The 12,090-nt window shown below is 66.7% G+C and carries 10 protein-coding genes; 7 read left to right on the top strand and 3 right to left on the bottom strand.

Features of this window, described 5'->3' with window-relative positions:
- Positions 1-74 precede the first annotated feature (74 nt).
- From M2650_RS14015 to M2650_RS13985, 7 genes are all read left to right on the top strand, one after another.
- Positions 75-644 (top strand): RNA polymerase sigma factor, encoded by a 570-nt coding sequence (locus M2650_RS14015; RefSeq protein WP_249475565.1) that lies wholly within the window; start codon positions 75-77, stop codon positions 642-644.
- A gap of 135 nt (positions 645-779) precedes the next feature.
- Complete coding sequence (locus M2650_RS14010) at positions 780-1,805, top strand: FecR family protein (RefSeq protein WP_249475563.1); 1,026 nt, start codon at positions 780-782, stop codon at positions 1,803-1,805.
- 234 nt (positions 1,806-2,039) lie between these two features.
- Entirely contained in the window at positions 2,040-5,387 is a 3,348-nt protein-coding gene (locus M2650_RS14005) for a TonB-dependent receptor (protein ID WP_249475561.1), read from the top strand.
- A 116-nt stretch (positions 5,388-5,503) separates the two neighbouring features.
- Positions 5,504-6,058 carry a hypothetical protein gene (locus M2650_RS14000; RefSeq protein WP_249475560.1) on the top strand — a complete coding sequence of 185 codons (555 nt, stop codon included), beginning with the start codon at positions 5,504-5,506 and terminating at the stop codon, positions 6,056-6,058.
- Positions 6,059-6,241: 183 nt separating this feature from the next.
- On the top strand, positions 6,242-7,165 hold the full coding sequence (locus M2650_RS13995; RefSeq protein WP_249475559.1) for a hypothetical protein: 924 nt from the start codon (positions 6,242-6,244) through the stop codon (positions 7,163-7,165).
- Between the two features lie 55 nt (positions 7,166-7,220).
- Positions 7,221-8,195, top strand: a complete 975-nt coding sequence (locus tag M2650_RS13990) for a hypothetical protein (RefSeq protein ID WP_249475558.1) — start codon at positions 7,221-7,223, stop codon at positions 8,193-8,195.
- 45 nt (positions 8,196-8,240) lie between these two features.
- Positions 8,241-9,215, top strand: a complete 975-nt coding sequence (locus M2650_RS13985; RefSeq protein WP_249475555.1) for a hypothetical protein — start codon at positions 8,241-8,243, stop codon at positions 9,213-9,215.
- 183 nt (positions 9,216-9,398) lie between these two features.
- On the opposite strand, the gene M2650_RS13980 is transcribed toward M2650_RS13985, so the two are convergent.
- From M2650_RS13980 to M2650_RS13970, 3 genes are read right to left on the bottom strand one after another with little or no spacing between them, the layout of a single operon-like run.
- Positions 9,399-10,094 carry a methyltransferase domain-containing protein gene (locus tag M2650_RS13980; protein WP_249475553.1) on the bottom strand — a complete coding sequence of 232 codons (696 nt, stop codon included), beginning with the start codon at positions 10,092-10,094 and terminating at the stop codon, positions 9,399-9,401.
- Positions 10,091-10,738: an SGNH/GDSL hydrolase family protein gene (locus tag M2650_RS13975; protein WP_249475680.1), complete on the bottom strand. Its 648-nt coding sequence runs from the start codon at positions 10,736-10,738 to the stop codon at positions 10,091-10,093. Before M2650_RS13975 ends, M2650_RS13980 begins: the two co-directional genes overlap by 4 nt.
- A 16-nt stretch (positions 10,739-10,754) precedes the next feature.
- A complete protein-coding gene (locus tag M2650_RS13970; protein ID WP_249475549.1) occupies positions 10,755-12,002 on the bottom strand; it encodes an aminotransferase class I/II-fold pyridoxal phosphate-dependent enzyme in 1,248 nt (415 codons plus the stop codon).
- Between the last annotated feature and the right edge of the window lie 88 nt (positions 12,003-12,090).

The following is a 12,090-nucleotide window of genomic DNA, read 5'->3' as shown; positions in this document are numbered from 1 at the left end:
GCTTCACGCGGCCTTAGCCCGCGTTGAGGCATTCGAGTCGTCCGCGGCGCCGGGTCGGGAGGCACGGAAAGCGCATGGCCAATTCAGTCCCAAGGTCGCTGGAAGCCGCCTCGCTGGCCGAGTACGGCGACGATTTCGCCGACCAGTGGAACAACGTCTCGCTACGTTTCCGGGTGCCCCTGCGCGGGTTCTTTTCCAAACGGGTGAAGGACGCCGCCGAGGTCGACGACCTGACCCAGGAAGTCTTCCTGCACTTGATCCGCCGTGCACGGGGCGAGCCGATCGAGCACGTCGAGCAGTACGTGTTCCAGGTCGCGGCCAATGCGCTGCGGGATTGGCGCCGCCGGCGCGAGGTCCGCGACCAGGACGCCCACGAGTCCTTCGACGCGGATATCCACCAGCCGGCTACGGATATTTCGCCCGAGCGCGTCTTACTGGGTAGGGAGGCGATCGAGCAGGTCACCGCCGTCCTGCGCGGGCTGCCGCAGCGGACTCGCGACGTCTTCGTGCTGCGGGTGCTCGAGCAGCACAAGTACGCGGACATCGCGGTCATGATGGGCATCTCGGTGCGGTCGGCCGAAAAACACATGGCCAAGGCCTTGGCGCGGTTGGCAGGCGTAGTGGAGCAGGAAGATCGGGATTAGATCGCCGCACCGGACCGGGCGCAGCGCCGGGGTCCGGATTCAGGGAAAGCGCAGGATGCGCATTCCGGCAATGGCAAGAGACATGGGATGAATACGAAAGGCACACCAACCCAAGCGCGTGAACCGGGGAGCGCCGTGGAGGAAGCCGCGGCGCGGTGGAGCGAGATCCTGCGCGACGCCGGCGACGACCGCCGCGTCCGCGAGGATTTCGAGGCCTGGCGGGCGCGGTCGCCGGCGCATGCCGACGCGTTCCAGCGCATCGAGTCCGCGCGGGCATTGGCGCGCTCGGTCGCCCACGCGCCGCAGATGCAGAGCCTGCGCCGCGAGACGCTCGCGCGCGTGGCGCAGCGCGGTCGGCGCCGCGCATGGCTGCGTGGGTTCGCCGTCGCCGCGTCGTTGCTGGTCGCGGTCGGATTCGGCGTGCTGGTCGCGGGCCTGGACACCACCCGGCAGCTGTATCGCGATGCGCGCGATACGCTCGCCGGCGACGTGTACAGCACCGATATCGGCCAGCGTTCGACGGTGGCCCTGGACGACGGCTCTACGATCACGCTCAATACCGACAGCCGCGTGTCGGTGGATTACGCACCGGGCCGGCGCAGCGTCGTCCTGCAACGCGGGCAGGCGTTGTTCAAGGTGGCGAAGGACAGCGCGCGCCCGTTCGTCGTCAGCGCCGGCGGACGCCAGGTGACCGCGTTGGGCACGGAGTTCGACGTGCGCGTCTCCGAACGCATGTTCGAAGTGACCTTGCTGGAAGGCCGGGTCACGGTGACCCGCGAACACCGCAGCGCCGCGGATCCGGCCGTCGCGATCGTGCCGCTGGCCGAACTGCGACCGGGCCAGCAGTTCGTCGCGGCGGCGAAAGCCGCGCCGGAGGTGCGCGAGGCCGATGTGAAGCGTGTCGTGAGCTGGCGGAGCGGCCAGGTCGTGTTCGAAGACGAGCGGTTGGAAGACGCGATCGCGGAGATGAACCGCTACTCGCGGCAGCAAGTCGTGCTCGGCGACGCGCGCCTGGCGTCGCTGCGCATCAGCGGCGCGTTCAACACGGGCGATACCGGTACTTTCGTCGAAGCCCTGGTTGCCTATTTCCCGATCGAACGCGGCGCCGACGACCGCGGCGGCAAGATCGTGCTGAACCCGCGCTCGCCCGCGAGGGGCTAGCGAACTTCCACGCGCATCGCGTGGGCGCACGGCGCGGCATGCTGCGCCGCAAAATAGAACTTGCAGGTTCATGAAACTACTCGACGCGATCCGGGTTCGGGTTCTTCGTCCTTCCGCGTCTCAACTAGAACGAGGCGTACAGGCCGATCACCGTAAGGGGGAGAGACGATGCAGGTGCTTGACCAGGAACGTCGACGAAACCGCGTCTTGAAACCTTGCGCTTTGTTGCTTGCAATGCTGCCATGGATGGCGGCGCTTGCGGCTCAGGACACCGGCACGCGGTTCGACATTCCGCAGCAGCGCCTGGATACGGCCTTGTCCGAATACGCCCGGCAAAGCGGCAAGCAACTGCTGTATTCGCCCGATCTCGCAGCCGGCAAGGCCGGACGCGCGGTGCAGGGTGAAAAGAGCGCACTGCAGGCGCTTGAAGAACTGCTGGCCGGGACCGGCTTGCGTTACGCCACCAGCGCTTCCGGCGCCATCCTGATCAGCGATGCGCCGCGCGACGGCGGCGGCGCGAGCGAAGCGCCATCGGGCGGGAATCAACCGGGAAACGCGCAACGGGGCGCCGAAACCCCGCCGGCGGCGCCCCAGCAACAGGCCCAGCAAACGACGCCAAGCGCAAGCCGGGCTAGGGCGGGCGATGCCAAGACGCTCGACACCATCGTCGTGACCGCGCAGAAGAAGGTCGAGAACATCCAGAAGGTGCCGATCGCGATCACCGCATTCGGCGGCGACGAGCTCAACGACCGCAAGATCGAAAGCGGCGGCGACCTGGTCACCGCCACGCCGAACGTCAGCTTCAGCAAGACCAATTTCGCCAGCTACAACTTCCAGATCCGCGGCATCGGCACGCAGGCGCTGTCGGTGACCACCGATCCGGCCGTCGCGGTCAGCTTCAACAGCACGCCGATGATCCGCAACCGGCTGTTCGAGCAGGAATACTTCGACGTGGAGCGCGTCGAAGTGCTGCGCGGCCCGCAAGGCACGCTGTACGGGCGCAACGCGACCGCCGGCGTGGTCAACATGATCCCGAATCTGGCCGATCCGGACGCGTTCGAAGCCAACGTCAAGGGCGAAGTCGGCAACTACGAGACGCGACGGATCAACGGCATGGTCAACGTGCCGCTCAGCGACACGTTCGCCATGCGCCTGGCCACGCAATACACCAAGCGCGACGGCTACGACCACAACACCGTCACCGGACAGGACGTCAACGACCGCGACCTGCTGTCGGTGCGCACGTCGCTGGCATGGAAGCCCAGCGACGCGTTCAACGCCAGCCTGGTCTGGGAGCATTTCCAGGAAGACGACAACCGCGCCCGCACCGGCAAGCAGCTCTGCCATACCGATCCGGGTCCGGCCACGATCGGCGCGACCACCGTTTCCGCGTTGGACCGGAACTACATGAGCCAGGCCTGCGTGGACGGCTCGCTCTACGGCCGCGGCGCGTTCGGCGTGCCCAACGGCGGCAGCCTGCCGTTCGTGCTGGGCACCAACACCGCGCCGGTGGGTTATCTGTTCGACGAGAACGGCAATTTCCTGGACGTGGCGACGCTGATCCCGCGCGGCCTGAATCCTTACGCCGGCGTCGTCCAATCCGACGACCTGCGCGAAATCGCGACCGCGTACGACCCGGTGTTCAAGGCCGAGAACGACGTCGTGCAGCTGAACTTCGACGCGGAGGTGAGCGACCACCTGCAGTTCGTGTCGCAGAGTTTGTACACGCGCGACCAGTACTACTCGACACAGGACTACGGACGCTTCCAGTCCAACCCGGTGTTCACCAACACCTCCAGCGGCGTGTTCCGTTTCATGCCGGACGGCACGATCGCGCCGGCCAACGATTTCCTGCCCAACGGCGTGTACTGCGATCCGCAGCTGGGTTGCTCGGACCGCATGCTGACCGTCGACCTGGTCGATTCGGACAGCACGCAATGGTCGCAGGAATTCCGCCTGCAATCCTCGTTCGACGGGCCGTTCAACTTCAGCGTCGGCGCCAACTACCTGGAATACAAGGTCGACGAAAGCTATTACGTGTTCAGCAACGTGCTGACCGCATCGGCGCAGATCATCTTCAACGGCACCGAAACCGGCGCGCCGCCGGCGTACTGCGCGCCCGGCAGCGCGACCAAGATCGTCGACGGCGTCGATACCGGCATCCCCTGCGTCTACGTCGACCCGAATCCGCTGCACGGCATCGACGGCCAGGGCCACAACTATTTCCGCAGCCGCAACGTGGCCGAGACCCGTTCGAGCGCGATCTTCGGCGAGGGTTACTGGCAACTTTCCGACACGGTGCGGCTGACCGCGGGCCTGCGCTTCACCAACGACCGCAAGACGACCACGCCGATCCCGAGCCAGACTTTGCTCACGGCGACGGTGCCGCCGCTGTACACCGCCGGCGGCGGCTACGTCGGCTACGGCTATCCGGCCAATCCGGAGATCCGCCAAACCTGGAACGAACCCACCGGACGCCTGGTGCTGGACTGGTCGCCGGACCTGGCGTTCACCGACAGCACCATGTTCTACGCGTCGGCTTCGCGCGGCTACAAAGCCGGCGGCACCAACTCGCCGGGCATCGGCTCCAATCCGCAGTACTTGACCTTCGAACAGCGCAATCCCGAATTCAAGCCGGAGTTCGTCAATGCGATCGAGCTGGGCACCAAGAACGTGATGGCCGGCGGCAAGTTCGTGTTCAACGCGACCGCGTTCTACAACGACTACAAGGATTACCAGATTTCGCAGATCCAGGACCGCGCCACGCTCAACGAGAACTTCGACGCCGAAACCTGGGGCATGGAGTTCGAAACGGTGTGGCGCCCGACGCCCGAGTTCGAGCTCAGCGGCAATATCGGCCTGCTCGATACGCGCATCGGCAAGAACCAATACTCGATCGACGTGATGGACCGAACGGCGGGGAATTCGGATTGGGTGATCGTGCGTCCGTGGCTGCAGCTGGCGTCGAACTGCATCGCGCCCAAGGACCTGGTCGAGAAGGTGCTGCAGGCCACGTACACCCAGCCGCCGCCGTTCAACAACGCGGCCAACAACCTCAACAGCTTCTGCACCAACAACTACTACCTGTCCTCGGGCGGTTTCACCCGCGACCAGGGCTTCGAAGGCGGGCCGGGCGACCGCGCCTACCTGCTCGGGACGGATACCTACTACAACCCGCTCACCGACGCGCCCAACGGCGGCGCCGGCTTCGCCAAGAACATCGGCGGCAACCAGCTGCCCAACGCGCCGCACATCACCGTCAGCCTGAGTCCGCAGTACCGGTTCATGCTGCCGCAGGGCGATCTGACCCTGCGCGCCGACCTGTACTACCAAGGCCCGAGCTGGGCGCGCATCTACCAGGACAGGATCGACCGCCTGCACGACTGGGGCAACGTCAACCTGTCGTTGACGTATTCGAAACTCGAAAGCGATTTGACCATCCAGTTGTACGTGAAGAACGCGCTGGGCGGCAAAGCCATCACCGGCACGTTCGTCAACAGCGACGACACCGGCCTGACTTCGAACGTGTTCATCCAGGATCCGCGGATCATCGGCTTGTCGATCCGCAAAGGCTTCTACTGACTCGGCCATTCGCAACGCCTTGTGTCAGCAAGGCAGCGCCGCCACGCGCGTAGGTCTTCGTGGCAACCCTCGGGCGCGGAGGCGCCCGGGCCCTCAACTACTCGGAGTACAGCGTCATGCTAAAACTCAAATACGCCGCTCTCGCCGCCATGGTCGCTACAGGTACGTTCGCGACCTCTTCGGCTTTCGCCGCCGGTTTGGAGATCTGGAACGGCTCGGCATGGGTGAGGAACGGAACCGCCGTCATTTCCGGCCCGACCACGGCCACCTATCTGGGCAACACCGTGCCTTGCACGTCCGCCTTCACGCTGACGCTGACCAGCGGCGCGGCCCAGGTCACCAATGCGACCTTCACCGGCAGCGGCGCGTGCACGGGCATCACCAAGGTCCTGCCGTGGGCGGTATCGGCGCCGACCGCGGGCGCGGGCAGCTCGGTCAATCTGACGATCAGCGGCATCAACATCCGCTTCCCGGCGCCGCCGCAGACCTGCACGGGCAGCGTCACCGGCGAACTGGACAACGCGGATCCTTATTCGCCGAATCCGCCTACCGCTCCCGGTCCGTACAACCTGTACTTCACCTTCAGCGGCACCTTGGCCGGCGGCTGCAGCGTCGCCAACCGCGCGCCCGGGCTGACGTCCAACGTGCCGATCCGCGCCTACTTCCCGTGATCCGAAGCGGGCAGAAGTGTTGGCTTTCACGCGTCGCCAAGGATTAGGCGAGGTCCGCGCGTAGCGCGGATCAACGTGCGGTCGCTCCGAGCGCAGAAGCGCTTGGAGCGGCCGTCAAGGAAGGCTTGCCGGCGTTCGCCCACGGTGCGACATGGACCCCTCTACCGCTTCAGGAGCTTCAACATGGTCAAGACAACGCTTTCCCTGGCCTTCGCCGTTGCGCTGATCGGCGCGGCGGTCGCGCCCGAGGCGGCCGCGGGCACGCCTTCGGGGCCGTATGCGATGTTCAAGTACTGCCCCTACACCCACCCGGATGTCGCGGATGGCGGCAGCTGCGTGCTCAACACCACCCGCTCGGGCATGTTCAAGATCGGCAGCACCACCTTGCCGATCGATCAGCCGATCGTGCTGCAGGGCGGCATCAAATGGCTCAGCGATTCGCCGCTGTACGAGGCGGTCGGTGCGCCGACGCTCGCCGCGCCGCCGGCGCAGGTGCCCGGCGGCCTGCTCGGCATCATGAATCCGGCGCCGAACTGGCCCGGTCCGCTGTGGACGGCGTTCTGGGCCATCGTAGCCGTGGCCAACGGCGTGACGGCGACGATGGAGCCGGTCGATACCGTGCAGACCAATTTCATCAACGCGCTGTATCCGCCGACCGATGGCACCGATCCGACCGCTGCGCGCCTGGCCGTGCGCGTGCGTCTGCAGAATCCGTTCCTCGGCGACAGCTGCTATATCGGCTCGGCGCAGAACCCGATCGTGATCAAGCTGCAGACCGGCACGACCAGCCCGCCGGCGCCCAATCAGCCGATTTCCGGCAATCCGGGCGAAACCTATACGGTATGGACGGATGAGCCGAACTTCATCGGTTACATCCAGAACGACGACGCGACGATGGTCGACAATTCGTTCGCCGTGCCGGCCGCGAGCGGCTGCGGCAACATCGCGCTGGGACTGCCGATCCTCACCGAAGTGCTGGATACGCTGGTGTCGGGCGCGGTCAACCTGAAGGTCGGCCTGCCTTCCGCCGCCGGCAAGAACACCGCGATACTGACCGGCGATACCTCGATCGCATCGTCGGCTTATGTGCTGGCGAGCGAGGAATAGCGTGCAAACCGGCGCGGAGCGGCTCTTGCGGGCCGCTCTGCGCTAGCCTAGGCCGATGCGTCGCCGACATTTCGTCATTGCCTGCGCCGGGTTGATCGCGGTCGCCTGCGCGTATTACTTGGGCAGCGTTCGAGGGCCGCGCCCGACGGGCGCTGCGGCGGCAACGAACACCGCGGCGGGGAACGTCCGCGACGAAAACGCCGCGCGCGAAGCCGGCGCAACGGGATTCACGCGAAGGACCGCATCGTTGCCTCCTCCCGGAGCGCCGTTGCAGAACGTCTTCGCCGAATTGCAAGCGCGCGCGAATGCGGGCGACGTCGACGCCGCGACCCGGCTGTACCGCGATTTGAGTCTGTGCAGCCGCTTCCGCAGCATCGACTGGGCCAATTCCCAACTCGCCGACGAGCTGCTTGGCGAGCAGGTGGACGGCATGCCGCCGGATCAGTTGGAAAACTATAGGGCCCAGCTCGAAGCGATCGAGTCGCGCAAGCGCAACGTGCAGCGCTTGCACGCGCTATGCGACGGCGCGGATGAAGCGATGCTCGCCACGCGGGTGCCGGCTATGCAGAAAGCCGCGCAACTGGGCGAAACGCATGCGCGCGCCTGCTATCTCGCGGCCGGGCCCAACTTGGACGCGCGCGGTTTGATACGGCATCCGGAACGGCTCGAGGCTTATCGCGCCAGCGTTCCGCGCCTGATCGATGCCGGCATCGCGGCCGGCGACTGGAAAGTCGTGGATCTCTTGCGCAACGCCTATCAGCCCGGCGCGGAAGGCCTGCTCGCCGGCGTACTGGATCCGGATCCGGTTCGGTATTACCGATACCTCAAGCTCTACCGTCTGGGCGCCGAAGCGTACCGGACGAGCAAGTTGGATGAGCAGTTGCAGGCAGCCGCGGCGAGGCTCGCGCCAGAACAAGTACGCGAAGCCGATGCCTGGGCGGAGACGGCCTACCATCGCAACTTCGATGCCGGCAATTCCACCGAATCCACGGTGACGGGATGGGATCCCTGTTCGTTTCCCTATGAATGACGCCGTGAAGAAAAGCATGCGAAGTTCGCACGGGCGTGGAGCGGCGTGGCTATGAAAGTGCGCTATCCATTGATCGCCGCTGCCCTGCTGGCCGCGCTGGCCGGCGCCTACTGGCTCGGCCGCGCGAACCCTTCCGGGACTGCACGCGCGCCGCAGGGCGTCGAAGCGACGGATGCCGATCTCTCGTCCATGGCAAAAAAATCACCACCGGCGGCCCGTCCCGTAATCGCAGCCGCAAAGGGCACTTCGCTTCCGATGCCGGGAACGTCGTTGAAGGATACGTTCGCCGAGCTGCAGTCCCGCGCGGCTGCCGGCGATGCCGCGGCAGCTTCGCGCCTGTTGCGCGATCTGGACCGCTGCAACCGTTTGCGCGCTGCGGAATGGAGGAATGCGAGCGCGGCCGACGATCTCACCCGCACAAGTACCGAGGGCATGAGCGCGGCCCGGTTGCGGACCTACCAGATGCTGCTGGATACGATGCAGCAGCGCCAGCAGAAGGTGCGCGACGATCAGATGTTATGCGACGGCGTAGGCGAGGAAATGCTCGGCACGCTGGTCGCGAACCTGGCGCAGGCGGCGCGGCTGGGCGACAAGCAGGCGCGCGCCTGCTATCTCGAGCGCGGGCCGCTGTACGACGCGCGCAGCCTGCTCGACCATCCGGAATCGTTGCGCAGCTACCGCCGGGATGCGGCGAGGATGATCGACGCCGGCCTCTCCGCAGGCGACTGGCGGGTGGTCGATCTGCTGCGGCAATCCTCCCAGCCCGGCGCGCCGGGTTTGCTGGCCGCGATGGTCGGCGCCGACCCGGTCCGGCACTACCGCTACCTGAAACTCTACCGGCTCGGCGCGGAACCGCACCGGGCCGCCGCGCTCGATCGGCAACTAGCGGCGGCCGCGGCGAATCTGACCGCGATCCAACTCGGCGAGGCGGACGCCTGGACGCAGACGACCCTCCGCAACGGCTTCAAGGGCCACTCGACGAGCGCGACGCCGCCGGGGTGGGACGCTTGCGACTTCTGATGCGCCCGGATCGCTGCTTTTCGTAGGTGCGAATTCATTCGCACGCTTTTGCTTTTGCTCTTCGTAAGAGCGGCTTTAGCCGCGAGCTCTTCGGCAGATTGCGCAAAACTCGAGAAGCTCGCGGCTAAAGCCGCTCTTACGAACGGCAAAAGCGTGCGAATGAATTCGCACCTACGAAAGCGGTCAACTCGCGCGGGTGGCGACGATCAGCCAGTGGTTGAACGGCGTCTTGCCGTACAGCGGCGCGAATTCCACCGACAAGCCGGCGCTTTCCAGCGTATGGCGCAGATCGCGCTCGTTCGGATAATGCACCGGCATCGACTGCATCCAACCGATCATGTGCGCGAAACGGTCGGTCAGTCGCGTCGTGCTGTCGCGGCGGCTGCCGTCGTCCAGCGCGGCGCGGATCACCAGGCGCGCGCCCGGCGCGAGCATGGCGACGCTGGCGTCGAGCAGGCGTTGTTGCGCGGCTTGCGGCAGGTACTGCAGCACATCCAGGATCGCGACGCTGCCGCGGTGCGAGGGCATGGCGCACGCCAGATCGACCACTTCGAAGCGCGTATCGGCCAGTCCGCGTCGCTGCGCGACCTGGGTGCCGCGCGCGATCTTGTCCGCGTCGTTGTCGACGCCGTAGTAAGGCTGCGCTTGGCCATCCTGCCGCAGCGCATGCGCCAGCAGGCCCAGGCCGCAACCCAGGTCGAGCACCGGCGAATCGCTGCCGCGCAACGCCTGCAGCACGCCGGGATACAGCGGATCGCTGGCCAGTTTTTCGCGCGTGTAGTAGTAGTCGTAGCGATTGCCCCACCAGCGCACCGGCAGGAAAGCGCGGGCGATGCCGTCGGCATGGCGGCGCGAGAACGGCGTCGCGGCGCTGCTCATGGCGACAGCATCCGGCGTGCGGCGGGCAACGCCAGCCGCGTCCACTCCGCGTACATCGCGGCAGAGGGATGCAGGCCGTCGTCGGCCAGCATCGTCGCCTCGACGCCGCGTTCGCGGCTGACGGGGGTGATATCGACGAAGGCCACGCCGCGCTGCGCGCAAACTTCGCGCGCCGCGGCGTTGTAGGCGTCGAGTTCGCGCGCGATCCGCGCCACATCGCGGCCGGATTCGCGGCCGAAACGGGTGGCGCCCCAGTCCGGGATCGACAACACGATCACCCGATCCGCGCGACCGCCCGCGAAACCGATTGCGCGTTCCAGCAGGGCGGCGAACTGATCGCGGTATTGGTCGACGCCGCGGCCGCGGTATTGGTTGTTGACGCCGATCAGCAGGCTGACGAAACCGTATTGGCCGAGCGGTTCGGCACCATCGATGGCGTCGTCGAGTTCGTCGGTGGTCCAGCCGGTGGTGGCGATGATGCGCGGCGCGTCGAGCGATATCCCTTCCGCACGCAATGCCGCCGCCAGCTGCACCGGCCAACGGCCGGTTTCGTCGATGCTTTCGCCGATGGTGTAGCTGTCGCCGAGCGCGAGATAGGAAATTCCGGCCCGCTCGGCCGCACCGGCGGCGCCGGGCAGCGTCATCGCCACCAGCAGCGCCTCAAGCCACCGCCGCATGCGGCTCGGCGGCCGTCGCCGCGCGGCGCGCCAGTACCCGGTCGATGCGCGCGAACACTTCGCGCAGCTGCGCCGGCTCGGGCAGCAGGGTGACGCGGAAGTGGTTGCGGTAAGGCACGTTGAAGCTGGAACCGGGCACGATCAGCACGTCTTCGCTTTCCAGCATTTCCAGCGCGAAAGCATGGTCGTCGAAACCCTGCGCGGCCGGACCGACGACGGAAGGGAAGCCGTAAAGCGCGCCCTGCGGCGCGACCAGCTGCAGATGCTCGCTGGCCGCGCAGCATTCGACCAGGGCACGGCGCGCTTCGTACAAACGGCCGCCCGGTTCGCACAGCGGCGTGATCGTGTCCTGGCCGTGCAAGGCGGCTTCGATGGCGAACTGACCCGGCACGTTGGCGCACAGGCGCAGCGCGCCGAGCAGATCCATGGCGTGGTGATAGTCGCCGCTGGCCAGCGGATCGCCCGACAGCACCGCCCAGCCTACGCGCCAGCCGCAGGCGCGGTGCACTTTCGACAGGCCGCCGAACGACAGGCAGGGCAGGTCGCCGGCCAGCGGTGCGATCGGCTCGAACGTATTGCCGTCGTAAAGGATGCCGTCGTAGATCTCGTCGGCCATCAGCAGCAATTTGTGCTTCTGCGCGATCGCGACGATGCGCTCCAGCAGCGCGCGCGGATAAGCGGCGCCGGTGGGATTGTTCGGATTGATCAGCACGATCGCGCGCGTGCGCGACGAGACCAGCGCTTCCATCTGCTCCGGATCGGGCAGGAAGCCGTTCTCGGGATCGCAGCGGTAGTAGACCGGGCGGCCGTCGTTGAGGATGGTGGCCGCGCTCCACAGCGGATAGTCGGGCGAGGGCAGCAGCACTTCGTCGCCCGGATTCAGCAGTGCGCGCAGCGAGATGTCGATCAGCTCGCTGACGCCGTTGCCCACGAACACGCGTTCGGGCGACGCGTTGGGCGTGCCACGCGCCTTGTGGAAGGCGGCGATGGCTTCGCGCGCCTGCGGCAGGCCCTGCTGATGGGTGTAGGGGTCGGTGCCGGCGATGTGGTCGGCGATGGCGCGCTGCAGGTGTTCGGGCGCACGGAAACCGAACGCGCCCGGATTGCCGATGTTGAGCTTGATCAGGCTGCGGCCCTGGGCCTCGAGCTCGCGGGCGCGCCGGGCCAGCTCGCCGCGGATCTCGTAGCGGACTTCGGACAGGCGCTGGCGCGTGGGCAGGGTGGCGGACATCGGGCGGGGGAAGTGCTGAATGGCCTGTCAGCCTAGCCGAAACCGCAGCCGCGTTCGACTCGCATAGAATCCGGGTATGCGGACCCCT

The sequence above is a fragment of the Luteimonas galliterrae genome (assembly GCF_023374055.1).
Lineage (GTDB): Bacteria > Pseudomonadota > Gammaproteobacteria > Xanthomonadales > Xanthomonadaceae > Luteimonas_C > Luteimonas_C galliterrae.
Note: the sequence above shows the minus strand (reverse complement) of the source record. Positions and strands in the feature narration are given on the sequence as shown.